21 protein-coding genes are annotated in these 26,056 nt (G+C 28.9%); 11 read left to right on the top strand and 10 right to left on the bottom strand.

The genetic code is table 11. The features are described 5' to 3' along the window. Positions 1–2: 2 nt before the first annotated feature. The 3 genes from L3J60_RS03220 to L3J60_RS03210 all read right to left on the bottom strand — a co-directional run bounded on the left by L3J60_RS03220 (position 3) and on the right by L3J60_RS03210 (position 3,396). Positions 3–1,163, bottom strand: coding sequence for a diphosphomevalonate decarboxylase (locus L3J60_RS03220; RefSeq protein ID WP_291974096.1), 1,161 nt, complete (start codon positions 1,161–1,163; stop codon positions 3–5). A gap of 453 nt (positions 1,164–1,616) precedes the next feature. Then, positions 1,617–2,333, bottom strand: a complete 717-nt coding sequence (locus tag L3J60_RS03215) for a LytTR family DNA-binding domain-containing protein (protein ID WP_291974047.1) — start codon at positions 2,331–2,333, stop codon at positions 1,617–1,619. Continuing rightward, positions 2,326–3,396, bottom strand: coding sequence for a histidine kinase (locus L3J60_RS03210; RefSeq protein WP_291974046.1), 1,071 nt, complete (start codon positions 3,394–3,396; stop codon positions 2,326–2,328). Before L3J60_RS03210 ends, L3J60_RS03215 begins: the two co-directional genes overlap by 8 nt. A 213-nt stretch (positions 3,397–3,609) precedes the next feature. Between L3J60_RS03210 and L3J60_RS03205 the strand changes: the two genes are divergently transcribed. Genes L3J60_RS03205 through L3J60_RS03195 form a run of 3 tightly spaced genes read left to right on the top strand, consistent with a single transcriptional unit; the run spans position 3,610 to position 4,862 of the window. Continuing rightward, positions 3,610–3,987 (top strand): MotA/TolQ/ExbB proton channel family protein, encoded by a 378-nt coding sequence (locus L3J60_RS03205; RefSeq protein ID WP_291974045.1) that lies wholly within the window; start codon positions 3,610–3,612, stop codon positions 3,985–3,987. A 31-nt stretch (positions 3,988–4,018) separates the two neighbouring features. Next, positions 4,019–4,624, top strand: coding sequence for a thiamine diphosphokinase (locus tag L3J60_RS03200; protein WP_291974044.1), 606 nt, complete (start codon positions 4,019–4,021; stop codon positions 4,622–4,624). Between the two features lies 1 nt (position 4,625). Beyond that, the gene (locus tag L3J60_RS03195; RefSeq protein WP_291974043.1) at positions 4,626–4,862 is read left to right on the top strand and encodes a hypothetical protein; all 237 of its coding nucleotides are present in this window, start codon (positions 4,626–4,628) and stop codon (positions 4,860–4,862) included. 134 nt (positions 4,863–4,996) lie between these two features. Here the strand turns inward: L3J60_RS03195 and L3J60_RS03190 are convergent, their stop codons facing one another. The 3 genes from L3J60_RS03190 to L3J60_RS03180 form a co-directional block, all read right to left on the bottom strand. After that, complete coding sequence (locus L3J60_RS03190) at positions 4,997–6,208, bottom strand: NAD(P)/FAD-dependent oxidoreductase (RefSeq protein WP_291974042.1); 1,212 nt, start codon at positions 6,206–6,208, stop codon at positions 4,997–4,999. A gap of 143 nt (positions 6,209–6,351) precedes the next feature. Then, entirely contained in the window at positions 6,352–7,281 is a 930-nt protein-coding gene (locus L3J60_RS03185) for a GYDIA family GHMP kinase (protein ID WP_291974041.1), read from the bottom strand. An 85-nt stretch (positions 7,282–7,366) separates the two neighbouring features. Next, positions 7,367–8,644, bottom strand: coding sequence for a hydroxymethylglutaryl-CoA reductase, degradative (locus tag L3J60_RS03180; RefSeq protein ID WP_291974040.1), 1,278 nt, complete (start codon positions 8,642–8,644; stop codon positions 7,367–7,369). A gap of 150 nt (positions 8,645–8,794) precedes the next feature. Here L3J60_RS03180 and L3J60_RS03175 point away from each other — a divergent pair, with 150 nt between their 5' ends. From L3J60_RS03175 to L3J60_RS03155, 5 genes are all read left to right on the top strand, one after another. Next, on the top strand, positions 8,795–10,975 hold the full coding sequence (locus L3J60_RS03175; protein ID WP_291974039.1) for a S9 family peptidase: 2,181 nt from the start codon (positions 8,795–8,797) through the stop codon (positions 10,973–10,975). Next, on the top strand, positions 10,972–12,465 hold the full coding sequence (locus tag L3J60_RS03170) for a peptide MFS transporter (protein ID WP_291974038.1): 1,494 nt from the start codon (positions 10,972–10,974) through the stop codon (positions 12,463–12,465). Before L3J60_RS03175 ends, L3J60_RS03170 begins: the two co-directional genes overlap by 4 nt. An 88-nt stretch (positions 12,466–12,553) precedes the next feature. Then, positions 12,554–14,110: an MFS transporter gene (locus tag L3J60_RS03165; RefSeq protein ID WP_291974037.1), complete on the top strand. Its 1,557-nt coding sequence runs from the start codon at positions 12,554–12,556 to the stop codon at positions 14,108–14,110. Between the two features lie 68 nt (positions 14,111–14,178). Further along, positions 14,179–16,209 carry a peptide MFS transporter gene (locus L3J60_RS03160; RefSeq protein ID WP_291974036.1) on the top strand — a complete coding sequence of 677 codons (2,031 nt, stop codon included), beginning with the start codon at positions 14,179–14,181 and terminating at the stop codon, positions 16,207–16,209. Between the two features lie 246 nt (positions 16,210–16,455). After that, entirely contained in the window at positions 16,456–16,995 is a 540-nt protein-coding gene (locus L3J60_RS03155) for a thioredoxin fold domain-containing protein (RefSeq protein WP_291974035.1), read from the top strand. 6 nt (positions 16,996–17,001) lie between these two features. On the opposite strand, the gene L3J60_RS03150 is transcribed toward L3J60_RS03155, so the two are convergent. Continuing rightward, on the bottom strand, positions 17,002–19,035 hold the full coding sequence (locus tag L3J60_RS03150; RefSeq protein WP_291974034.1) for a ComEC/Rec2 family competence protein: 2,034 nt from the start codon (positions 19,033–19,035) through the stop codon (positions 17,002–17,004). Positions 19,036–19,180: 145 nt separating this feature from the next. Here L3J60_RS03150 and L3J60_RS03145 point away from each other — a divergent pair, with 145 nt between their 5' ends. Then, positions 19,181–20,068 (top strand): hypothetical protein, encoded by an 888-nt coding sequence (locus L3J60_RS03145; RefSeq protein WP_291974033.1) that lies wholly within the window; start codon positions 19,181–19,183, stop codon positions 20,066–20,068. A gap of 56 nt (positions 20,069–20,124) precedes the next feature. On the opposite strand, the gene lpxB is transcribed toward L3J60_RS03145, so the two are convergent. From lpxB to surE, 3 genes are read right to left on the bottom strand one after another with little or no spacing between them, the layout of a single operon-like run. Continuing rightward, the gene (gene lpxB, locus L3J60_RS03140) at positions 20,125–21,228 is read right to left on the bottom strand and encodes a lipid-A-disaccharide synthase (RefSeq protein WP_291974032.1); all 1,104 of its coding nucleotides are present in this window, start codon (positions 21,226–21,228) and stop codon (positions 20,125–20,127) included. A gap of 11 nt (positions 21,229–21,239) precedes the next feature. Further along, positions 21,240–21,524, bottom strand: a complete 285-nt coding sequence (locus tag L3J60_RS03135) for a hypothetical protein (protein WP_291974031.1) — start codon at positions 21,522–21,524, stop codon at positions 21,240–21,242. Continuing rightward, positions 21,521–22,312, bottom strand: a complete 792-nt coding sequence (gene surE / locus L3J60_RS03130; RefSeq protein WP_291974030.1) for a 5'/3'-nucleotidase SurE — start codon at positions 22,310–22,312, stop codon at positions 21,521–21,523. The genes L3J60_RS03135 and surE overlap by 4 nt, the downstream gene beginning before the upstream one ends. 270 nt (positions 22,313–22,582) lie before the next feature. On the opposite strand from surE, the gene L3J60_RS03125 reads away from it, so the two are divergent. Continuing rightward, the gene (locus L3J60_RS03125; RefSeq protein WP_291974029.1) at positions 22,583–24,694 is read left to right on the top strand and encodes a carboxy terminal-processing peptidase; all 2,112 of its coding nucleotides are present in this window, start codon (positions 22,583–22,585) and stop codon (positions 24,692–24,694) included. Between the two features lie 35 nt (positions 24,695–24,729). Next, positions 24,730–25,824 carry an ABC transporter permease gene (locus tag L3J60_RS03120; RefSeq protein ID WP_291974028.1) on the top strand — a complete coding sequence of 365 codons (1,095 nt, stop codon included), beginning with the start codon at positions 24,730–24,732 and terminating at the stop codon, positions 25,822–25,824. Positions 25,825–26,056: the final 232 nt, after the last annotated feature.

Here is a 26,056-nt window from a genome sequence, read left to right as displayed (position 1 = left end):
TTCTATTTAATTGATAATTGTTTTGCCCCAACTCCAATTCTATCGCAAATATAATGATTTTTATTACACAATTGAATTAACTCGTTTATTATAAAATTGTGACCAATCTCTTTTTCTCTCTCAGGGAAAAGCACGTGAACATTTGCACCTGCATCTAAAGTAAAGCATATATTTGAGTTAGTTTCTGCTCTAAACTTCCAAATTTTATTGATAATTTTTAGTGTATCTGGCTTCATCAACATAAAATATGGATTGCTAGTCATCATCATTGCATGCAAGGTTAATGCTTCACTTTCCACTAAACTAATAAATTCCTTTAGATTTCCAGTTTGAAGAATTTTTGACAGTTTTGATATATTTTTATTTGCTTGTAAAAAGCGTTGCTCTGCAAACGGATGATTATTCATTAATTGATGTCCCACAGTACTTGAAACCTGTTTCTCTCCTTCGTCAACCAGCAAAATAGTATCGTGATAGTTTTTAAAATTTACATGAATTTCATCTGGAAATTTTATTCCAAATAAATCGGAACTTCCTTTAATTTCTTTATGTTTCCCCCAAACAACTACAGACCCTTCAATACTTCTGCAAGCACTTCCCGAACCTAATCGTGCTAAAAAAGATGCTTTTTTATTGAAATATACATCCGTCATTTCAATGTTACTTAATGAACGTTCTAAACTCATAATACACAATGCCAATGCACTCATACCGCTTGCTGAAGATGCAATTCCGCTACTATGTGGAAAAGAATTTCTAGATTTTATTACAAAATTATACTCTTTTATAAAAGGAACATATTTTTCAATTCTTTCAAAAAATTTTTGAATTTTAGGTTTGAAATCATCCTTTTTTTCTCCTTCAAAATAGACATCAAAGTTGAACGAGTTATCGTCAACCTGTCCCGATAGTTGTCGGGATTGTTTCAGCATCTTACTATGAGAACCTGAATCAAGTTCAGGTTGACGTTTTTGATATTCCAAAGTTGTCAACGTAAAACAAGCATCTAACGTAAAACTGATGGAAGGATTTTTAGGTATTTGAGGTGCTTCTTTTCCCCAATATTTTACTAAGGCGATGTTGCTTGGTGTTTTCCAAGTTACACTTCCGTTAGTTATTTTAGTTGTATCAAAACTATTTAAAATAAAATCAGATGCAATCAAAGTAAAAATTTTGCTCAAAGATAATTTATTCTTATTGTTAAGACAACAAAAGTTATATTCTAACCCGTTGTGCATTATAATAAATTTCGTCAATACGAGTGAATTTTAGCCTTTTTAGGCTTGAAATTAGTATCGAGAATAGGTTTTTTAGTTAAAAACAGCCGTTCTCGATACCATTTTTTATCAAAAATTATCTACCTCGCCGTCAGGCAGTCTCGAATTGACCTAATAGTATGTTTAAAGAGTCAAAATGCACAACGAGTTATTCTAAATTAAACTTAGAAAAACTAGTATTTAATGAAGCCTCCAATAAAGTCAATTTACGTCAACCTGAACTGGTTTCAGGTTCTCTTAATAATTAGAAATTAGCTTAATGAGATTCTGAAACAAGCCCGCCTGCTGCTGGCAGGTTCAGAATGACGATTTTCTTAGTTTATCATAGGTACACAAGCTTTAAACATTTTCTAATCTTAGCAACACTTCTTTTTTATAACTTCTACTAATTGGAATTGCCTTTTTTTGTACTTCAATAAACTCATTGGTAAACGAATTAATTTTAGAAATTGAAACAATATAAGAACGGTGAATCCTCATAAAATCGTTTTTAGGAAGTTTTGCTTCAATATTTGTGATGGTTTCACGCGTAATAATTATTTTATCGCTTAAATGAATTTTTATATAATCGCTAAAACTTTCAATGTAATTGATTTCCGAAAAATTAATTTTAATCATTTTTCTATCAGAACGCACAAAAATAAAATTACTTTTTTCCTGAATTATTTCAGAAGTGGCTTTGGTTTCAATAAAAACACTCTCATCTAAAAATTTATTTACAGCTTGCAATAAACGTTCAAACGAAATTGGTTTTAATAAATAATCTACAGCTTGCAAATTAAAACCATCCACAGCATATTCTCTATAAGCCGTAGTAAATATTACTTTGATATTCTTATTGATAGCTTTTGCAAAAGACAAACCTGAAATCTCAGGCATATTAATGTCTAAAAAAATTAAGTCAATTTTATTTGAACTAATTTCATTAAAAGCTTCCACTGCATTTTTACACGTTGCAACAACAGTTACTGCATCTATTTTTTGCAAATGACTCTTTAAAATATCACGGGCAACCGGTTCGTCATCAACTATAATACAATTTACTACTTTACTCATTTTTAAATTGTTTTAAATTACGAATAGTTAGTTTCACTTTAAAATAATTGGCTGTTTGATTGGTTTCTAACGAGTATGAATTGGCAAACAGCATTTCCAATCGTTTTGCAATGTTTTCCAATCCAATGCCATTACTAGTTTTATTTTCTTTAATAAACGTGTTTTCAATTCTAAAAAATAACACATCATCTTCTGTTTTTATATGAATCGTTACGTTTAAACTTCCATTAACAATATCTCCGTGTTTAAAGGCATTTTCGACAAAAGGAATTAACAACATTGGAGCTATTTGAATAGTATTGCTAGAAACATCAATAGTTGTTTTAACTTCTAGTGTATCGTGAAAACGCATTTTTTCGAGCGAAACATAATCTAATAAATGATTTACTTCATCCATTAACAGCACTTGAGGTTTTTCTATTTGGTATAAAATGTAATCTAATAAGTTTGATAGTTTTAAAATCATTTCAGGAGCCTCATCCTTTTTTTCCAAAGCAAAACCATAAATTGTATTTAATGAATTGAACAAAAAATGAGGGTGGATTTGCATCTTTAAAAACCGTAATTCCTGATCTTTTATTTGCAATTGTGTTTCTAATATTTTGTTCTTCAGATTTTCATTGTTTACTATTGAATTATAATTGTGCATTATTAAACTTAACGAAACCACAATTAAAACGACAAAATACACACCTAAAATAATAAAAGGAAGTGTTTTGGTTAGTGGAGAAGTATCATTCGAATTTAGCTCTATTAAAAAAACCAACCCATATAATATGGAAAGAATAATTAAAAATACCGAAATAATAAATGTATACGCACTATATACTAAAAATAAAACACGCTTTCGCTTTAATAAATAGTTAGGAATAAGAAAGTATAAAAAAAAGTAACTAATGCCAATTGTTATAGGCATTAAAAATGCTGAAAATCTGTTTACATAGTTGGTGTTATTACTTCCATAACCTAAAAAATAGGTATAAAAGAAATACACTACTCCCCAAAATAGTAGGTGTAGAATTACCTCAACACTATATTTAAAAAACACTTTTGGTATCTTCATTATTCTGCAATATCTACTTTTTTAACTAAAAAAAAATGCTTTTGCGATGAAATTCAAAAAAGTAACGATATTTGGCATTTATTACAAGTTATATACCAAAAGAACCAGAAAACAAGTTATTTTTAATTCTCTTTTTGTAAACTATCGCAATTAAATAAATACTAGCTAGTATCAAGATATATTTGAAACATATTAACATTAAAAACATTTTTTATGAAACTTTTATTTTTAAATTTATTAAACGATGGTGGAGCCACTTTTTCATATCCAACTTTTGCAATGCTCCTAATTTGTATCGCATTAATTGTAAAAGCACTTATTAAAGGTGATGCTGAAGGCAAAACCCGAAAATTAATAAGTCATATTAGTTTATTTGCATTGGTTTGGGGCTTTTTAGGACAAATGATTGGACTAATAGGAGCTTTTGATTCAATTCAAATAGTTGGCAATGTTTCTCCTGCTGTTTTAGCTTCAGGACTAAAAATTGCGTTGTTAAGTCCAGTATTTGGAATGGTTGTTTTCTTAGTTAGTAGATTAGGAATAATTATTATTACTTGGATGCAGAAAGAAGAAATACCTTCGAAAATTTAAATTCAAATGCCTTTTTAGTTAATTTTGCCTTATGAAATCTAAAAAGGCTTTTGTTTTATTAAACGGAGAGAAACCGACAGTATTTCCTAACTTATCTAATTATCAAATTGTTTGTGCTATTGATGGTGCTTATAACCATTTTAAAGAAAAAAATATTGAACCTGATTTGATAACTGGTGATTTTGATTCTATTGAATCAATCCCAACAACTGCGGAAGTAATCAACACTCCCAATCAAAATTTTACTGATTTTGATAAAGCACTAGCTATTTTAAATAAAAGAGGTTTTAATACTATTGATGTTTATGGAGGAAGTGGTAAAGAACACGATCACTTTTTAGGAAATATTAGTACCGCTTTAGCTTGGAAAACCAAACTAAATATCACTTTTTATGATGATTTTGGAATGTATTTTTTTATAAATAATACGTTTAAAATATCTAATGTTTTAAATAAAAATATTTCGTTAATTCCTTTTCCGAAAGCAAAAGGAATAACCACTTCAGGATTACAATATCCGTTAGTAAATGAAAGTTTAGTTTTTGGCAAACGTATTGGCACCAGAAATAAAGCTATTGAAAACACCATTGAAATTACTTTTAAAAAAGGAGATTTATTAATTTACATCAGTCATTAAAATGAATAGAAAACTGAAATTAATTTGGGATTTTAGAGGTTTAGATGCTTTAAAAACTGCTGAACATCAAGCTATTCACTTAAAAGAATTTGCTAACAAAGAAAAGTTGCATTTTTATGAAAGTAATTTCACACAAATTTCTGAAACACATACCATTGCATTTATTATTGTTGATGAAGCAGATATGAAAATTTATAGAGATGCTTTAATTCCGCATCGTGGAGAATTAGCGAAATAGTTAAAATTTAGATTATCTCGTCAACCTGAATTTATTTCAGGTTCTCATACCTATTATACTTTTCTAAGTGAGATTCTGAATCAAGCCCGCCTGCGGCTGGCAGGTTCAGAATGACGTATTTTTTCAATTTAATACTAGTTCCCAACAGCATTCGCCACAATCCAACCACCTGTCCAAGCATTTTGAAAATTAAATCCGCCTGTAATGGCATCAATATTTAGTACTTCGCCTGCAAAAAACAGATTTTTATGCAATTTACTTTCAAATCGCTTAAAATTTATTTCTTTTAAATCAATTCCTCCAGCAGTTACAAACTCATCTTTAAACGTACTTTTTCCCGAAACTTTAAAGGTACATTTGGCTAACTGATTGGCTAAATTCTCTAATTCTTTATTACTTAATTGCGCCCATTTAACTTCTGAAGTAATTTGAGCTGCAAGTACAAATTGTTCCCACAAACGTTTTGAAATTTCAGAAAAAGGAGATCGTACAATTACTTGTTTTTTGGCTTGTTCTTTCTTTACTGATTTTAAAATATTCAATACTGTTTCAAGATTTGTAGATAACCAATTTACTTCAATTTCAAAACTATAGCCTTTTTGGTACAATTCAACCGCTCCCCAAGCCGATAATTTTAAAATTGCTGGTCCACTCAATCCCCAATGTGTAATTAATAACGGTCCATTTTCTTCTAATTTAGAATTTACAATTTTTACAGAAGCATTTGAAACTGATATTCCTGGAATATTTTTTAACAAAGCATCATTAATATTAAATGTAAAAAGAGAAGGAACGGGTGGTATTATTTTATGCCCCAACCCTGAAATCATATCCAAAACTTTAGCATTACTTCCAGTTGCAATCAATAAATAATCAGCTATAAATTCTTCGGAAGTAGTTTTTACTAAAAACTGGTCGTCTTTTTTGAGAATGGCATCAACTCGAGCACTTGTTTTTAATACAACTCCAGCATTTTTAGTGCTTTTCAAAAAGCAATCAATAATAGTTTGTGATGAATTACTTTCAGGAAAAACCCGATTATCATCTTCAATTTTTAATGGGATTCCTCTATTTTCAAACCATTCCATTGTATCTCCAGTCATAAATTGATGAAATGGTCCTAGCAATTCTTTTTTACCTCTTGGGTAAAATGCTACCAATTCATTTGGCGTAAAACATGCGTGGGTAACATTGCAACGTCCTCCTCCAGAAACTTTTACTTTTTGTAAAACTTTATTATTTCCTTCTAAAATTAGCACTTCCAAATCTGGATTTAATTCTGCGGCATTTATTGCCGCAAAAAAACCTGCTGCACCACCTCCAATAATTATAAATTTTTTCTTCATTTATTTTCTGTCATATTATTTTTTCGTCAACCTAAACTTGTTTTAGGTTTACAGAATATTGAGATATTTACTTGATGAGATTCTGAAACAAGCCCGCCTGCTGCTGGCAGGTTCAGAATGACGACTTTACACAAGGTTATATGTTATAAAATTAAATCTTTATAAAGAATCACGGTTTGAAATCCTTTTTGTTTAAAATAGCTAGGTGTATCTTCATTTCCTGTAGCCAAAATAAAATCGCCACCCCAAGCTCCTAAACTTTTTACTTGCCCAAAATAATCAGCGAACAATTCTTCCTGTACTGTTTTCAACTGAATTGTTTTTGATACGATTTGTTCATGTTCAAAAAGTAATTTTTCAAAATCAAGCAAATTTTTACAATTCACAATAGCATCTGTTATTTCTGAAATGTCTTTTATTTCAGAAGTTAAATTTTCTTTTAAATTTTTAAATCGTTGAATGCCTTCTCTGCTATTTTGTTTTTTGTTTAAATACACAAAATACAAGTTTTCTTTAAATGAAGGATTGAAATCGACCTGCTTAGCAATTGGATTTATTACGTTTCTTGTGTATAAAATTGGTGTATTATGTTGAGCACAAGCAATATCATAACCGCTTCCTCCAAATGTGTTTTCTAATAATTTATACGGATTAACTTTTGCCCAATTTGCAATATTATTTATTAATGTTGAAGAAGTTCCCAATCCCCAATTTTTAGGAAAAGTAAGAGTTGTTTTTACTGAAAATCCTTTTTCTGAATTTAAAAAAGTTGGATTCAACTTTTGAGTTTGAAACAATATTTCCCTTAAATTTTCAGCAAGCTTATCGTTTCCTCCATCTTTTTCTGAATCAAACGTTGCACTAATTAAACGTAATTTTGGCAACTCAAAAATTGCCTCCAACCAACAAATACCTTCATTTGTAAAACTATTCCAAATTAGTTTTGGTTCTTCTATAGGCTGAATCATTAAATATTGACCGCACGTAGTTGGAACAGCCAATGATTTTGCTCCATCCAGCACAAAATATTCGCCTGTTATTAATAATTTTCCGTTGCTGTAAAATTTGTTCATTAGTTATTATCTACTCTTTTATGACGACCAAGAAAATCGAAGCCAAAATCTTAAATCATTTCGACTCCGCTCAGCTACCAAATTATTATTTGTCTTTTGCTAACTTTTTATAAGCCTCAACAACCGCATTATGAGTTACCGTTTTATGCTCAAAATAATCGATTAAAAAGGCTTTTTCTTCCTTGCTTGCACCTAATTGTTTAATAATATTTGTCAAGTGCATTTTCATATGTCCTTTTTGAATTCCTGTAGTAGTTAATGCTCTTAAAGCTGCAAAGTTTTGAGCCAATCCAGCCACGGCTATAATTTCCATCAATTCTTTTGCAGATGGGTTTTCTAATAATTCTAAGGATAATTTTGATAATGGATGTAACTTGGTTAAACCTCCAACAGTTCCTAATGCTAACGGAATTTCAATCCAAAATTTGAAGATACCATTTTCAATAGTTGCATTGGTTAAACTCTTATATTTACCATTTCTTGCAGCAAACGCATGTGCACCAGCTTCAATAGCTCTAAAATCGTTTCCTGTTGCAAGTACAACTGCATCTACTCCATTCATAATTCCTTTGTTGTGTGTTACAGCTCTGTGTGGTTCTGCATTGGCAATTTGAATTGCTTGTATAAATTTTTGTGCCAATACTTTAGAATTTTCAGCATATAAATCATCTACTTTACAACTTACCTCTGCATGCACCAAACATTCTGGAACATAGTTTGATAAAATACTCATAACTATTTTAATAGCTTCATTTTCGAATTCTTTGGCAATGGCTTCTAAACAAGAATTTATAAAGTTAGCTCCCATACTATCAACTGTCTCAAAAGTAACATGCAACTGATAATAATTAGCTAATTCTTCAGTTTTATCACGCAATTCTATCTCTAAAATTCCACCACCACGTTTTCGCATGTTTTTAGTGATATCAGCTGTAGCTATAAATAATTCTTTCTTTTTTAAGGAAAAATAATTCTGAAGTTTCTGTTTATCACCATCATACATAAAATGAACTTGACCTACTTTTTTAGTAGCAATTACTTTAGCTTTAAATCCACCACGAGTTCTCCAAAACTTTGCCACTAAAGATGCTGCGGCAACTACTGAACTTTCTTCAATAACCATTGGAATGGTATATTCCTTATCGTTTATTAAAAAATTGGGAGCAACAGCAAAAGGCATGTAAAAATTAGAAATGGTATTTTCTATAAAATCATCATGTAAATTTTGCAATACTTTATTGGTATTCCAATATTGTTGAATTACTTTTTTTATTTTTTTATTATCATTAAAAAAGGTAGTTACTAACCAATCTATTTTTTGAAGTTTTGATAGTTTTGAAAATCCATGAACACTTTTTCCCATTTTAATCTTAAAATTAATGTAGCAACAAATATAAATCAATAAAAATAAAATACTCCATAATACATTTTATGAGTTATTTTATGAGTTATCTCAGGTTTAATTTGCTAAATTTTTAGTAAACTTGGCACTTATTTTAAGAAAGTTAATTTTATGAAAAAAATACTTCTCATTTTTATAGCTATTACTTCCATAGCAAATGCACAAAAAAAAGACATTACATTAAACGAAATTTGGAATGGTTCGTTTAGAACTCAACGAATGAATGAGTTAAATTCTATGAATGGTGATTTTTATACGCTATTGAATTTTAATAAGGAAACTAGAAGCACTTCCGTAGATAAATATAGTTATGAAACTTTAAAAAAAGTAAAAACTATTGTTGATAGCAAAGATTTAAACAATTTAAAATATTTCGAAAATTACGTTTTTAATAACAATGAAACTAAATTAATTTTAGGAATTGATATTGAACCTATTTACAGAAGATCTTCTTTAGGCTTATTTTATGTTTACGATATTGCATCAAAATCTTTGCAATTAATAGATAAAGATAAAATACAGGAACCAACATTTTCTCCCGATAATAAAAAAGTTGCTTACGCAAAAAATAATAATATTTACATTAAAAATTTAGAGACAAATATTGTTACTCAAGTAACTTTTGATGGATTGAAAAATAGTATTATTAATGGTATTTGTGATTGGGTTTACGAAGAAGAATTTGAATTTGTTAGAGCTTTTAAATGGAGTAACGACAGTAAAAATATTGCCTATTTAAGATTTGATGAAAGCGAAGTCCCAACTTTTTCTATGGAAATTTATGGTAAAACATTGTACCCAACACAACACGTTTTTAAATATCCGAAAGCAGGTGAAAAAAACTCGATTGTAACCCTAAATTTGTACAATGTAAGTTCAAAAAAATCTACTAAAATTGATTTAGGTAATTATGAATATATTCCTAGATTTAAATGGACTAAAAATACCAATATTTTATGTGCAACCACCCTAAACCGACATCAAAATAATTTGAATTTATATTTTATAAATACTACTAATTTTTCTTCAAAAGTAGTTTTTAATGAAGCCGATAAGGCCTATGTTGATATAACCAATAATTTAACTTTTTTAAGTGATAATAGCTTTATTTGGACTAGCGAAAAAAGTGGCTTTAATCATATTTATCATTATTCAAAAACTGGAAAATTAATAAAACAAATCACCAAAGGAAATTGGGAAGTAACTGATTTTTACGGAGTTAATGAAAAAACAAAAACGCTTTTCTATCAGTCTACTGAAGATGGCTCCATAAACAGGACTATTTACTCCATCAATTTAAATGGTAAAAACAAAAGAAGATTAACAAATTCTTCAGGTACAAACAACGCTTCATTCAGTAAAAATTTTAATTATTTTATAAACTCTTTCTCTGATGTAAACACGCCTCCAATTTACACCTTATACAATGGTAAAGGCGAAAAGCTAAAAGAAATATTAAACAATAATGCTTTGTTAACCAGACTGAAAAACTACAACCTTTCGCCTAAAGAATTTTTTACTTTAAAAACCAAAAATGGAGAATTCAATGCTTGGATGATAAAACCTACAAACTTTAGTTCAGCAAATAAATATCCATTATTTATGACACAATATTCTGGCCCAGGTTCACAATCTGTGAGTAATACTTGGAATAGATCAAACGATTACTGGTACGAGTTATTAGCCGAAAAAGGCTATGTTATTGTTTGTGTGGATGGAAGAGGAACTGGTTTTAAAGGAGCAGATTTTAAAAAAGTAACTTACAAAGAATTAGGAAAATATGAAGTTCAAGACCAAATAGAAGCAGCCAAAGAATTAGGTAAAAACCCTTATATTGATGCAAATGAAATTGGAATTTGGGGTTGGAGTTATGGCGGATTTATGTCGGCAAATTGCATTTTAAAAGGAAATGATGTGTTTAAAATGGCAATTGCGGTTGCTCCTGTAACCAGTTGGCGTTTTTATGACTCAATTTACACTGAACGCTATATGCAAACTCCTCAAGAAAATCCTTCAGGTTACGATGATAATTCACCATTAAACTATGCTACTTTATTAAAAGGAAAATTGTTATTGGTACATGGAACCGGAGATGATAATGTTCATTTTCAAAATACTATGCGATTTTCAAATGCATTAATAGAAGCGAACAAACCATTTGACGAAGCTATTTATCCAGATAGAACTCACGGAATTTATAGAGGTAAGAATACTCGATTACACCTTTACAATAAAATGACTACTTTTATCGAGCAAAATTTAAAAATAAATAAACAAACAATTAAATTATGAAAGAAATACCATTTAGAAAATCACATCCTAAAGGGCTATATACCTTGTTCGCAACTGAAATGTGGGAACGATTTAGTTACTACGGCATGCGTGCTCTTCTTACCTTATATTTAACTGCAACCTTAGTAGATAATGGTTTTGGATTAGATAGAGAAGCTGCCTTAGAAATTTATGCAATATTTACAGGTTTAGTTTATCTAACTCCTATTATAGGTGGATGGGTTTCCGATAGATTATTAGGACAGCGAAAAACCGTATATATTGGTGGTTTAGTTATGGCTGTGGGACAATTCTTTCTAGCTTCAAGTTCTTTTTTAGATCATTCTTTATCCGTTGATGCAAGATTATCTTTATTTCATTATGGCTTAGGTATTTTAATTATTGGTAATGGTTTTTTTAAACCAAATATTTCTACAGTTGTAGGTGAGTTTTATAATGATAACGATCCTATGAAAGATGCTGGTTTTAATATTTTCTATTTAGGTATCAACTTAGGTGCTATTTTAGGAACTTTTATCGCTGGTGGATTAGGCGAAAGTGTGAATTGGGGTTACGGCTTTTTAGCAGCTGGTATTGGAATGGTTTTAGGCGTTTTATGGTTAAACTGGAGAGAAAACACCTTAGAACATTATGGATTACCTCCAAACACAAAAGACAGCAAAAATAGATTAGATGCAAAAGATTGGTCAACCATTGTTATTTATGCAATTTCATTAATTGTTGGAACTTTAGTTTTAATTTATGCCTGGGGATTTTTACCTGAAATTGTTAAAACTGGAATTACTTATGTTGGTTTTGCAGCTATTATTATTGGTTTATCATATACCATTTTTAAAGGAACTAGCGGTTCACATGAATGGAGCCGAATGGCAGTAATTATTGTATTGGCAATTTTTAACATTGTGTTTTGGGCTGGGTTTGAACAAGCCGGAGGTACTTTTAGTTTGTTTGCAAAAGAAAACACCAATAGAATGATGTTTGGATGGGAAATGCCAGCAACATGGTTTCAAAACGTTAACTCCTTTGCTATTTTAGTATTTGTGCCTATATTTTCAATAATGTGGTTATGGTTAGATAAAAAAGGATGGAATCCAAGAACTCCAATTAAATTTTCATTAGGGTTGTTTTTAGGTGCATTAGCCTTTTGGGTAATGACACAAGCTGCAAATGCAGCAAGTGGTGGAAGTTTAGTATCTCCTTGGTGGTTAGTTTCGGTTTATACTTTACTAACCTTAGGAGAATTAATGTTATCTCCAATTGGTTTATCTATGATTACTAAATTGGCTCCAACCAAATTAGTTTCTGTAGTTATGGGCTTATGGATGGCTAGTTTTGCTGCAGGTAATTTTATGGCAGGAATGCTTGAAAGCATTTTACAAAAATACAACTTTGAACTATATCCATTTATTATGATGGTTATGTTAGGTTCCGCTGTTGCATTATTAGCAATATCACCATTTTTAAATAAAGCAATGAAAGGAATTCACTAATAATGAACATTAAAAAATCTAATAAATACTAATAAAAGGCTCAGCTAACTTGTTTAGTTGAGTTTTTTTTATATTAAAAACAATTAAAATGAATACAGAGAATAAAAAAATAGGATTTATTCCATTGATGAAATCTTTTCCTAAAAGGTTTTGGATGGCAAGTGTTTTTGAATTATTAGAACGTTTTGCTTGGTATGGAATGTTTGCCATATTAGCCATGTATTTGGTAGCCTCAAAGGATAAAAACGGACTCGGATTTACAGATGACCAAGGAGGTAAAATTATTGGAGATGTTACAGGATTATTATATTTTTTACCATTAATTACTGGAGCTATTGCTGATAGAATCGGTTATAAACTTAGTTTAGTAATATCATTTGTTACCTTGGCAATTGGATATGCAACCCTAGGTTATGTGCATTCTTATTGGTCATTTTACTTTGTGTTTTTATTTTTAGCTTTAGGTGCTGCTATGTTTAAGCCAGTTGCATCAGCTATTGTAACTAGAACAACTAATGAAGGTAACTCTTCAATGGGCTTTGGAGTTTTTTATATGATGGTGAATATTGGTGGTTGGATTGGTCCTTTTATTGTTGGAAAACTAAGAGGAGAAACTAATTGGGTAATCGCTTTTAAAATGGCTACCGCAGTTATTCTTGTTAATCTTCTTTTTAATATTTTCTTTTTTAAACAAGATAAAATAGAAAAATCTGATAATAGCATTTTTGAAACAATTAAGAAATCTTTTTTAAATATTTGGGAAGCATTAAAAGATTCCAGATTAACCGTATTACTAATTATAATGATAGGTTTTTGGACACTTTTTAACCAGCTGTTTTACACCTTACCAAAATACATTCAAGATTGGGTAAATTTGAAACAACTTTTTACTAGTGTTCATAATTTTTCTCCTATACTAGCATCTTTAATAAGTGATGGTACTGCACCAATTGCAAAACCTGAATTACTGGTTAATTTAGATGCTTTTGCAATCATAATTCTGCAAATGCTTATTTCATATGTAATCATTAAATGGAAACCTGTTAATGCAATGATTATTGGATTCATTATTGTTTCTTTTGGTATTGGATTAACTTTTTATTTTAGAGATGGATTATTCATTATTCTTGGAATTATCATTTTTGCCATTGGCGAAATGACAGCAAACCCAAAATTTTCAGCTTATATTGCCGAAATATCACCAAAAGGTAAAGAAGCACTTTATATGGGAACTTATTTTTTACCCGTATTTGTTGGTAATAAAATTGCAGGATGGCTATCTGGAAGCGTTTATGGTTCCATCTCTGCAAAAATATCTTTAGCACAAAAAGAAGCTATTGCAAAAGGTTTTGAAATGGTTGATAAAAACGGACAACTTATTCATTATACCAAAACAGGATTTAAAGCGGTAGATAAGGTTGGCAAAGTTTTAAAAGATGTAAAAGTTGATATCACTAAAAATGACTATATAGCCCAAGTTGCAGATAAATTACATATGAATGTAGATCAATTAACAACACATTTATGGGATACTTATCACCCAAACGAAATATTGTATATTTTTGTTGGAATAGGTTTATTTACCTTTTTTGCATTGTTAATTTATGATAGGATATATAATTCAAAAAAGAAAAAGATTTCCTAATCTAAAACAAACACCTCTTTTTGCAAAGTAAAAAGAGGTGTTTGTTTATGCATTAATAATTAAAACACATGAATAAATCTTCAAACGAATTTTTTGAAACTCAAGTACTAGGACATCCTGCTGGGCTTTTTGTGTTATTTTTTACTGAAATGTGGGAGCGATTTTCATTCTACGGAATGCGTGCTTTACTTGTATTATTTTTAGTAAGTGCTTTAGGAATTGGCGGTTGGAATTGGCCTCGCGAGAATGCTTTGGCACTTTATGGAACTTATTTAGCACTACTCTATTTAACTCCCATAATTGGAGGAATCTTAGCCGATAAATACCTAGGAAATAGAAAAGCAATAATTATTGGTGCTTTAATTATGACTTTAGGGCATGCAAGTATGTCAATAGAATCCAATGCATTTTTTTTATATCTAGGACTTGGTTTATTGATAATTGGTACAGGTTTTTTTAAACCTAATATGAGTTCGTTTATTTCAATTTTATATAAAGATTTTCCCGAAAAAAAAGATGGTGCTTATACTATTTTTTATATGGGTGTTAATGCTGGTGCTTTTTTAGGGATTATGCTTTGTGGTTATATGGGAGAAGAATTAGGCTGGAGTTGGGGCTTTGGTTTAGCAGGTATTTTTATGCTATTAGGATTACTACAATTTACCTTTGCCCATGATATTTTTGGCGATGTTGGAAAGAAACCAAATAAAGAAAATAAAAACATTGAAGCTGATAATCATACTGAAATTGAAGATAAATTAAATCCGTTTACACTTTTAGATAAAACATTAATAATAATCGTTGCTGTTTTAGGATTAACTTGGATAATTAACGATCCTTTATCAAAAATAATTAATTATAACCTCCTAAGTTTTCATAAAACAGATTATTCGGGAGTTGCTATTACAATTACGCTCGTCATTTTTTTGTTTTTATTGGCATCAAGAATTATACGATATAGCAAAATTACTCGTGATAAAATGATTGCCGTAGTAATTTTTGCATCATTTATTATCTTTTTTTGGGCGTCATTTGAACAAGCAGGAGGCTCAATGAGTATTTTTGCAAAAGATTATACTAACCGTATTTTATCTGGCAATGCCGCTTTCATTTTTAATATTGTTGATGTAATTATTACCGTGGTTCCAATTGCTCTTATTACTTGGGTTTTATTTTTACTTTTTAGACAAACATTTAAAAAATATTTTATTTCTAACCTTATTTTAGGTTTTAGTTTTGTTATAATTTGGGGATTGGTAATTTGGAAAATTAATAGAAATTTCAACACCTTTTCTTATGAAATAACCTATCCAACTTATCAATTAAGTCAACTAGATGCTGATGGCAAAAAAAGTATAAAAGATTTTGAAATAACAAAAGAAACTAAAATTCCTGAAAATGTAAAAATAATTAACAAAAACACAGTCATTCGTTCTTCATCAGAATATGTAAAAAATGATAAAATATCGATTATAGATATAGATAAAAAAGGAACTAATTTTAAACTAATTGGGACTCAAGAGTCCCAAAAAATAGCTTCAACAATTAATGCAACTATTATAAAAAAACGTGAAAACGAGATTCAAATTCCTGCTACATGGTTTTTAATTTTAAACTCATTATTTATTATTATTTTAGCTCCTTTATTTTCTAAATGGTGGGAAAGTAAATATAATCCTAATCCCGCATCAAAGTACGGTATTGGACTTTTCTTTTTGGGAATTGGTTTTGCATTTTTAGCATTTGGTGCTTCAGGGATTCCTCAAGGAGCAAAAACTGCATCAGTAAGTTTTATTTGGCTTATTTTAGCTTTTCTATTTCATACTTTGGGAGAACTTTGCGTATCTCCTGTAGGTTTATCTTATGTTAGCAAACTTGTACCTGCACGCATGATTGCTTTTATGTTTGGCGTTTGGTATTTAGCATTGGCTATAGGAAATAAAGCATCAGGAATAATGGGCTCTATGATTGATGATATTACAGCAAGGTATGATATAGCCACTTTCTTTTTAATATTTACCATTGTACCATTTATAATTGGTATAATTGCTTTTCTATTAAACCCTGTTCTTAAAAAATTAATGCATGGCGTTAAATAAATATAAACCCAAAATTGTAATTTTGGCAACATTATTGCGTCTTATACATATAAACCTGAGTTCGATGTAAGCAAATTACTTGATTTCGATACAAAATTCTTTCAGAATTTCACTCAATCTGACGTAATTTGCAAACAAAACACGTCAATTCGAGTAATTTTCAATAGAAAATTGTATCGAGAATAGCGTTTTGAACAACTAAATCCTTATATCGAACTCAGGTTATAACTAACTAAAATTTTATAAATGAAAAAAATAATTTTTACCCTTATTTTAATAACTACCTTATCAATAAATGCTCAAGAAATTCACTGGATGAACTTTGAACAAGCTATTGAGGCTCAAAAAACAAATCCTAAAAAAATAATGGTTGATGCTTATACCAAGTGGTGTGGACCTTGTAAAATGCTTGATAGAAATACTTTTCACAATCCTGATTTAGTAGCTTATGTTAATAAAAACTACTACGCCGTAAAATTTAATGCGGAAGGAAATGAAAAAATTGAGTTTAAAGGAAAAACATTTAGTAATCCAAATTTTGATCCAAATAAAAAAGGAAGAAATAGTTCACATGAATTAGCAGGGTATTATGGTGTAAGAGCCTATCCAACTATCCTTTTTATTGATGAAAAATCGGATTTTATTGGTCCCTTGGTTGGTTATAAAACCCCTAAACAATTAGAAATTTTTTTAAAAATTTTTAAGAACGATGATTATAAAAATATAAAAACTAAAGAAGATTTTGAAGAATATTCTTCTAATTTTGCTTATAAATTTAAAGATTAAAATCTCTTAATTTATTATTTTAAAAACTCCTTTTTGCATTGTATTGTAAAAAGGAGTTTTATATTTTATACATGTTTTTTTCCAATTTACAACATAACTTTTATAATTAGAACCATCTACAATTATTGTGGTTGGTTTTAAAGTAATTAATAACCTTTCCAAATTAATTTTTGGTGATTTTTGTAGTATAATTACAAGCGGCTTTTTAAATTTTGAAGGATACAATCCTAAACTATCTATTCTTAAAAAATTAACTGTATTAAATTGATACAGCTTACTTTTTTGAAGTGAAATCTCAATATTTTTTAATCCAGTACCAACCAAATAAGAGTTTATAGGATTAGAAGTTTTATTTAGTTTATTAGTTGACAAATAAACTTTGAAATTCTCTCCATTACGAATTCCAAAAATAGAAGATTTTGTTTTATTAAATACAATGAATTCATTTACGGTTTGTAGCTTGTGCTTTTCATAAATAAATAATATTTGTAAGAAGATTACACTAAAAAACACCAATATCAACCTATTAAATTTTTGCTTTTCTACATATTTAAAAAACAATAAAACAAACAGATAAAAACAGAGCATAACAGCAAATGATATAGAAATATTTTGAATTAAAAATTGATGTTGATTAGCAATAAAAGCAACTATTTCATTCATAAAATGAATAATAAAACTATATAATTTAGCTAAAAATTCAGGCAAAATATTTAATAAGGAAAGTACAATTACTAAAATTCCTGTAATTAAAATTATTCCTAAAAAAGGAATAATAATCAAATTAGCTACAAAAAATAAACCAGGAAATTGATGGAAATAATAACTACTCAAAGGCAAAATACCAATTTGAGCTGCGATAGAAACGGTAAATAATTGCCATAATTTATCAAAAATCCAATTAGGCATTTTTATTAATTTATAAAATTTTGGTTGTAACCAAACTATAGCAAAAACAGCCAAATAACTTAATTGAAAACCTACATCAAATAAATAAATTGGGTGAAAAAGCAATAAAAAAAACATGGATATTATCAAAACATTATAAATATTTGACAGTCTATTTACATTTAAACTTATGGCAATAGCTGTAAACATAGCAACTGCCCTAACCACTGATGCTGATAATCCGGCTAGAATAGCATAGAGCCATAACAAAATAACTATGATTATTAATGCATAAGTTTTTCCGTTTTTGAGGTTGTGAAGTGGTTTAAATAACCAAGTTAATAATAACAATAATACACCAATATGTAAGCCTGAAACAGCCAAAATATGAATTGCACCCGCTCCTGCATAGCTTTTTAACAAATCACTAGATACCGTGTTTCGCTGCCCTAATAACAAAGCATTTATTACTGCTAATTCATTATTTTTAAAACCTTTTTTTTGTAATGATTTATTAATTTTACTTCTAACTGAATATGCCAATCCATTTAAAGTGATTTCATTTTTAGTTAACTTTTTGTATTGATTTTTATATAAAGTTAGCTGATAATAAATCTGTTTGTTTGCTAAGTACTTTTTGTAATTAAAACTATATGGATTTTTAGGATTCGGAATTGTTTTAAAATGAGCTTTTGCTAACAAAACAGCATCAATACCAAGTTCAGCTTCAATACTATCCTTTTGAATATTTACTAAAACTTTACCGATAGTTTTAGTAGTATCTAGCTGAATTACTGCTACTTCAAACTTCTGATAATACTTATTAGCCTTTAAAATTTTTATTATCCGAAGATAAATTAATGGATTTTCATTTTTAGAAATTTCGATATTGTTACCATAATAATTAATACTATTCTTACTATTTTGAAATGTAATTGTTGCAATTCCTATAAAAATAGTAATCACAAAAAACAAGGAATTGAAGAAACTATTTCCTCTTTTCTTTTTTAAGATTAAAAAGTAAATTATTCCAAAAAAAAGAATTAAACCAAATAAACTTTGAGTGATAAAAACATTAGAAAATTGAAAATAATTTCCAATTAAAATTCCAATAATTAAAAAAAAGGTAAGTTGTACAGGTATAAACTTCAAAAACTTAATCATAGCAGGATAAAACTACAAAAAAATTATTAGATCATTTTTTATTAACCCTTTATCCTTTTAAATAATATGATTTAAATCATAATTAAGCTATTGCTAATAACGTAAATTTGATACGTTATAAAATATTAAAATTATGAAAAAATTAATTCTCAGCAGTATTACAATTATTTTATTCAGTTCAAGTGTTTTTGCACAAGATATTTCACCTTATATAAAAGTAGGAGAAACCACAAATACCATGCAACAAACATCTGAAGCTGTAATAAATGCTTTAAAAAACAATTCGTTTACAATTTTAGGAAAATACAATCCTGAAAATAAGAATACCTTTCAAGTAATTGTTTTTACAAATAAAAATTTAAAAAACACTGTAGTTAAGGTAAGCGATAGAGGTGCTCTTGGTGCAGCTTTTAAAGTTGGTTTAATAGAAAAAAATGGAAAAATCACCATTTCTTACACAAATCCTGATTATTTTTTGCGTGCTTATATGCAAGATAATTATGTTACTTTTAAAAGTGTTTTTCAAAAATTTAGTGCAGATGTAAAAAATGCATTAGCTACTTTAGGAAATGAGTTTAAACCTTTTGGAGGTAGTATTGAAGCAAACAAAATTAAAAAATATCATTATAAAGTATTTATGCCTTATTTTACTGATCCTGTTGAATTAAATGAATTTGCATCTTTTGATATTGGTTTAAAAACCATTGAAAATAATTTAAAAGCTCATAAAGGAAAAACTATTTTAGTTTATAAAATTATTTATCCAGAACAAAAGGTTGCGGTATTTGGCATTGGTTTACAAAATAAAGAAGATGGCGAAGCTTATTTTTTACCAAAAATTGGAGAACAAAATATTGCGGCTATGCCTTATGAAATAATTTTACAAGGAAAAACTGTAACTATGTTACACGGGAAATATAGATTAGCTTTAAGTTGGCCAGAATTAACTATGGGAACTTTTATGAAAATAATGAGTACTCCTGGTGATATTGAAGATACTTTAAAAGCAGTTTGCGAATAAATAAAAACCATTAATAAAAAAGACTTTTAGATTATAATCTTTCTAAAAGTCTTTTTTTATGCAGTAATATAGGCTGCAACTTTTTCAGATGCACCTTTACCACCTAACTTTTGCTCTAAATCATAATAATCTAAAAATAAAATGGCACGTTTATAATCATCTAGCAATAATTTTAATTCTTTTTCCAATCGGTTTTCATTAAAATCACCTTGAATTAATTCGGTAACCACTTCTTTATCCATAATTAAATTTACTAAGGAAATATATTTCAATTTAACCAACTGTTTACCAATCTGATATGAAATCCAACTAGTTTTATAACACACAATTTCAGGCACTTTAAACAAAGCTGTTTCTAGTGTTGCCGTACCAGAAGTAACTATTGCAGCATACGAAATAGACAATAAATCGTAGGTTTTATTGCTTATAAATTTTACGTTTTTACGTTTTATAAAAGGTTTGTAAAACTCGTAATGTTGACTTGGTGCTCCAGCAATTATAAACTGATAATCTGTAAATTTAGATGCCATTTTTAACATTACGGAAAGCATTTTTTTTATTTCTTGTTTTCGGCTACCAGGTAATAAAGCAATAATTGGTTTTTTAGATAATCTGTGTTCTTTTCTGAAAGCATTTTCATCTACTTGAATTCTATTGGCTATAGCATCAATAAGCGGATGACCTACAAATTTAACTGGAAAATGGTGTTTTTGTTCATAAAATTCCTTTTCAAAAGGAAGAATTACAAACATTTCATCAACATCACGTTTAATTTTTTTAATTCTATTTTCTTTCCAAGCCCAAATTTGTGGAGAAATATAATAGTAAACTTTTATCCCTTTTTTTTTGGCGAAATCCGCAATTCGCATATTAAACCCCGGGTAATCTATTAGAATTAAAGCATCTGGTTTAAACTGTAAAATATCGTTTTTACAAAAAGAAATATTTTTAAAAATGGTGTTAATATTCATTAAAACTTCTGCAAAACCCATAAAAGCTAAATCTTTATAATGTTTTACTAAAGTTCCTCCAGCTTTCTGCATTAAATCGCCTCCCCAAAACCTAATATTTGCATTGGGATTTTTTTCCAACATTGCCTTTATTAAATTAGCACCGTGCAAATCACCAGAAGCTTCACCAGCAATAATATAATACTTCATAACACAAACAATTATTTACCAAATATGGTTAAAAATAACACTAAAAAAGCAATTAAAAAAGTGGCTAATAAAACACCTCTAGCTCTATAAATTTGTTTCTTTTTTAAAAAAATAAAAAACACAAAGAAATTTGCAATAGCTCCTATTACTAATACTTTGCTTTCCAAATTGCCTTCAGTTATAAGTTTAATGGTTTCATAAAACCCTTTATTTGAAAAGTATTCAATAAATAAATAGCACCCAAAAAAGGTAGCAATTAAAGCCGTTAAAAAACCTATAACTATTTCCTTTTTCACTTTTTATTATTGGTATGAAAGTTATTTAATTTCCAATTATTAAGCTCATTAATAACGTGATATGCCGTTAAATCGAATTGCACAGGTACTAAGGAAATATAGCCATTCGCTAATGCCCATTCATCGGTATCTTCACCTTTATCCATATTCACAAATTTACCCGTTAGCCAATAATATTCCTTACCTCCTGGATTAACACGCTTATCAAATTCTTCTACCCAATTTGCACGAGCTTGCCTACATACTTTTATTCCTTTAAATGTTTCCTGTTTAGGGAAATTGACATTTAAAACTACACCATCTGGCAATCCGTTTTCTAAAACATTTAAAGCAAGTTGTTTAATATATTTTTTTAAAGGCTTAAAATTAGCACTCCACGTATGATCTAAAAGTGAAAAACCAATAGCTGGTATTCCTTCAACTCCTGCTTCAACCGCTGCACTCATAGTGCCTGAATAAATAACATTAATTGAAGAATTTGAACCATGATTAATTCCTGAAACGCATAAATCTGGTTTTCTATCTAAAATTTCACTAACCGCCAATTTAACACAATCTACAGGAGTTCCTGAAGATTTATATTCACGTTGTGGACCATCATCAATTTTTATTTCTTCACAATACAAGGTTTCATTAATAGTTACCGCATGTCCCATTCCACTTTGTGGACTATCAGGTGCAATTACAACCACTTCTCCTATTTCATTCATCACAGAAATTAAGGTTCTCATTCCTGGTGCGGTGATACCATCATCATTAGTAACTAAAATTAAAGGTCTTTTTTTCATCATCCTATTTTTAAATAACAAAACTAATCTATTTTAATGATTTTGCTACTTTTAAACTTTAACATTTTGTAAAGAATTATACACGATATTTATCTATATTTTTGTTTTAAATATTTTTCTTTAAAGAATTTTCATTCAGAATACTTTAATTCAAAAAACAAATTAAGTTTATTTTTTACTAAAAAAAACTTAAATAAATCAACAAATTAAATTATTGGCATTATTTTAGTAGCTTACTAAAGCATTTAACAAAAAAGAAATAGACAGATGATGAGTAAAAAAATTAAATTTTTAATACCTATATTATTGGCTTTTGCATTATTATTTGGGTATAACACACAAGCAAACAACAACAATCCTAACGATAAATTATTATTATCTATTTTAAAATATGTATTAACTCAAGGCCATTACAAACCTAAGCAGCTAAATGATGATTTTTCTAAAAAAGTTTATAAAAACTTTATTAACGATTTAGATCCTTCTAAACACTATTTTTTACAATCTGATATTGATGAATTTTCAAAATATAAAACTGATATTGACGATCAAATAAAAAATGATGATTTAAGTTTTTTCTATTTAGTTTATAATCGTTTATCTGAAAGAATAAAAGAAGCTGAAAGTTATTATCCTGAAATTTTAGCTCAGCCATTTGATTTCAATAAAAAAGAAATTTTAAATGTTGATTATGATAAAATGCCGTATGCTAAAAGTAAAGCCGGATTAATCAATATTTGGCGTAAACAATTAAAACTAAGTACTTTATCAAGGCTGTATGACCATATAACTTTAGAAAATGATAAATTAAAAAAAGATAAAAACTATAAAAAGAAATCGTTTGTAGAACTTGAAAAAGCAGCCCGAGCAAAAACAAAAGAAAATATGAGCGACTTTTTTATAAGAATGCATGATATTTCCTATCAAGATTGGTTTTCTACCTATTTAAATAGCATTGCTAAAGAATTTGATCCTCATACCGCCTATTTTGATGCCAGTGTTAAAAAGCAATTTGATATTTCAATGTCCGGCAAAATTGAAGGTATAGGTGCTAGGCTTCAAAAGAAAAACGATTATACCAAAGTTAGTGCATTAATTTCTGGAGGTCCAGCTTGGAAAGAAGGAGAACTTGAAGTAGGCGATATTATTTTAAAAGTAGCTCAAGGCGATAAAGAACCCGTAGATATTGTTGGTATGCGTTTAGATGATGCCATTGAATATATAAAAGGTAAAAAAGGCACTGAAGTAAAGTTAACTGTAAAAAAATTAGATGGTACCATTAAGGTAATCTCCATTATTAGAGATGTAGTTGAACTAGAAGATACTTTTGTAAAGTCTAGTGTTGTTACTAAAAATAATAGAAAATTTGGCATCATAAATTTACCTAAATTTTATATTGATTTTGATGAAAAAAACTTTAGAAATTCTGCTACCGATATGGCTCAAGAAATTAAACGTCTAAAAAAAGAAAATGTAGAAGGATTAGTTATTGATTTACGAAATAATGGTGGAGGTTCTTTAAAAACTGCCATAGAAATATCAGGATTATTTATTGGTAAAGGACCCGTTGTCCAAGTAAAATACAGAGACAGAAATGCAACCGTAAAAAGTGATAAAAAGGCCCAAATTGAATGGGATGGCCCATTGGTAATTTTAGTGAATGAATTATCAGCCTCCGCTTCTGAAATATTTACCGCAGCAATGCAAGATTATGGAAGAGCTGTGGTTATTGGAAGTAAACAAACCTACGGAAAAGGTACCGTTCAAAGTCTGTTAGATTTGAACAGATATTCAAATTCAAAAGAAGATTTAGGTGCATTAAAAATGACCATTCAAAAATTCTACAGAATTAATGGCGGTGCTACCCAATTAGAAGGCGTACATTCTGATATTATGTTACCGGATAGATATACCTATTTAAAAATTGGAGAACGCGATTTAGAAAATCCTTTACCTTTTGATAAAGTTCCAGCGGCAACCTATTCGCTTTGGAATAATTATACAAATTTTAATGAAACTATAAACAATAGCAAAAAACGAATAGCAGATAATAAATACTTTAAACTTATAGATGACAATGCAAAATGGTTGAAAAAAAATCAAGATGACACTTCCATTTCCCTAGATTATAAAGATTATAAAAATGAAATTAATACTACCGAAACAAAAGCTAAAAAGTATGATGCTTTAAAAAAATACACTACTAATTTGACCTATAATTCTCCATTATATGAAAAACCTTTAGTTGAAAAAAGCAAAGATTTATTAGATAAAAGAAACGCTTGGCACAAAAACTTAAAAAAAGATATTTACATGCAGGAAGCTATAGACGTTTTAGCAGAATTAAAATTAAAACCCGAATTACATTTGGTTAAAAATTAATACTTACTTTTACGTTTATAGTCTAAATCAACCTTTTGAAACGTAAACTTAACTCATTAACCTTATTAGCACTTCATAAGTTTAAAAAAAACAAAATTGGAGTGCTAAGTTTTTGGTATATAATACTCTGTGGATTTATTGCTGTTTTCGCATACGTTCTAGCTCCAGATAATAGCAGTAATGCTAATCAAATGCATATAGAAATCCATACCAAAAAACCCGGTTTCAAGGTGTTAATGCTTACTATACCTTCTAAAAAAATCAGTAAACAACCTTTTTTTAATTCACTTTTATTCGGAAAAAAAAATCAACAAACCGAAATTCCAATTAGTAATTATAATATTTCTAAAAATAATATTATCGTTCAGCTTTATTCTGAGAATAGCCTAGAAAGTTTAAGTAAAACTTCTCCTATTTCTTTATTTCCTAAAAATGATATAAAACCATATATTAAAACCAAAATATTTTATCTTGGAACCGATAAATATGGTCGCGATTTATTGAGTAGAATGCTAATAGGAACACGAATTTCCTTTTTTATAGGATTTATAGCAGTATTTATTTCTCTAGTTATTGGTATTTCTATGGGTGCAATTGCTGGTTATTTTGGTGGAAAAATAGATGCTTTTATTATGTGGTTAATTAATATAACTTGGTCTATACCTACATTGTTATTAGTTATTGCAATTACGTTAGCTTTAGGCAAAGGATTTTGGCAAGTGTTTATTGCAGTTGGTTTAACTATGTGGGTTGAGGTAGCAAGGATAGTTAGAGGACAAATATTAAGTGCTAAAAAAATGCAATATGTAGAAGCAGCAAAAGCATTAGGGTTTTTAAATTTCAGAATTATTTTCAGACATATATTACCTAATATTTTAGCTCCAATTATTGTTATTTCTGCTGCTAATTTTGCAGCAGCTATACTAATTGAAAGCGGACTTAGTTTTTTAGGAATTGGGGCTCAACCTCCTACTCCTTCTTGGGGTGCTATGATTAAAGACCATTACAATTACATCATTTTAGGAAAAGCTTATTTAGCTGTATTTCCTGGGTTGGCAATTATGAGTTTAGTTATGGCTTTTATGCTGATTGGAAATGCATTACGCGATGCTTTGGATGTGAAAGGCTAATCATCATCTTTTATTTCAAATTTTTATTTTTAAAAAATAATCATACATTGTAACAAAAGTTTCTTAAAGATAGTTTTTATCCCAATTCTAAACTTTTATATCACTAACTGACCTTACGCAAAAATAATGATTAAATTTGCAAGCAAGACTGATGGCTGTTAATAACTTAAAAGAGTTGTATATGGATTACCTTATAAGTTCAACACAATTAACTACTTGCACAGGTTTGTCA

This window comes from Lutibacter sp., assembly GCF_021647475.1.
Taxonomy (GTDB): domain Bacteria; phylum Bacteroidota; class Bacteroidia; order Flavobacteriales; family Flavobacteriaceae; genus Lutibacter.
The sequence above is the reverse complement of the archived record's forward strand: the minus strand, read 5'-3'. Positions and strand labels throughout refer to the sequence as shown.

What these genes read in the sequence shown, in the direction of transcription:
- L3J60_RS03195 (WP_291974043.1), top strand. Translation starts at nt 4,626, where the DNA reads ATGAATAGAAAACTGAAATTAATTTGGGATTTTAGAGGTTTAGATGCT.
- L3J60_RS03165 (WP_291974037.1), top strand. Translation starts at nt 12,554, where the DNA reads ATGAATACAGAGAATAAAAAAATAGGATTTATTCCATTGATGAAATCT.
- L3J60_RS03210 (WP_291974046.1), bottom strand. Translation starts at nt 3,396, where the DNA reads ATGAAGATACCAAAAGTGTTTTTTAAATATAGTGTTGAGGTAATTCTA.
- L3J60_RS03170 (WP_291974038.1), top strand. Translation starts at nt 10,972, where the DNA reads ATGAAAGAAATACCATTTAGAAAATCACATCCTAAAGGGCTATATACC.
- surE (WP_291974030.1), bottom strand. Translation starts at nt 22,312, where the DNA reads ATGAAAAAAAGACCTTTAATTTTAGTTACTAATGATGATGGTATCACC.
- L3J60_RS03160 (WP_291974036.1), top strand. Translation starts at nt 14,179, where the DNA reads ATGAATAAATCTTCAAACGAATTTTTTGAAACTCAAGTACTAGGACAT.
- L3J60_RS03185 (WP_291974041.1), bottom strand. Translation starts at nt 7,281, where the DNA reads ATGAACAAATTTTACAGCAACGGAAAATTATTAATAACAGGCGAATAT.
- L3J60_RS03200 (WP_291974044.1), top strand. Translation starts at nt 4,019, where the DNA reads ATGAAATCTAAAAAGGCTTTTGTTTTATTAAACGGAGAGAAACCGACA.
- L3J60_RS03180 (WP_291974040.1), bottom strand. Translation starts at nt 8,644, where the DNA reads ATGGGAAAAAGTGTTCATGGATTTTCAAAACTATCAAAACTTCAAAAA.
- L3J60_RS03215 (WP_291974047.1), bottom strand. Translation starts at nt 2,333, where the DNA reads ATGAGTAAAGTAGTAAATTGTATTATAGTTGATGACGAACCGGTTGCC.
- L3J60_RS03145 (WP_291974033.1), top strand. Translation starts at nt 19,181, where the DNA reads ATGAAAAAATTAATTCTCAGCAGTATTACAATTATTTTATTCAGTTCA.
- L3J60_RS03205 (WP_291974045.1), top strand. Translation starts at nt 3,610, where the DNA reads ATGAAACTTTTATTTTTAAATTTATTAAACGATGGTGGAGCCACTTTT.
- lpxB (WP_291974032.1), bottom strand. Translation starts at nt 21,228, where the DNA reads ATGAAGTATTATATTATTGCTGGTGAAGCTTCTGGTGATTTGCACGGT.
- L3J60_RS03125 (WP_291974029.1), top strand. Translation starts at nt 22,583, where the DNA reads ATGAGTAAAAAAATTAAATTTTTAATACCTATATTATTGGCTTTTGCA.
- L3J60_RS03175 (WP_291974039.1), top strand. Translation starts at nt 8,795, where the DNA reads ATGAAAAAAATACTTCTCATTTTTATAGCTATTACTTCCATAGCAAAT.
- L3J60_RS03190 (WP_291974042.1), bottom strand. Translation starts at nt 6,208, where the DNA reads ATGAAGAAAAAATTTATAATTATTGGAGGTGGTGCAGCAGGTTTTTTT.
- L3J60_RS03155 (WP_291974035.1), top strand. Translation starts at nt 16,456, where the DNA reads ATGAAAAAAATAATTTTTACCCTTATTTTAATAACTACCTTATCAATA.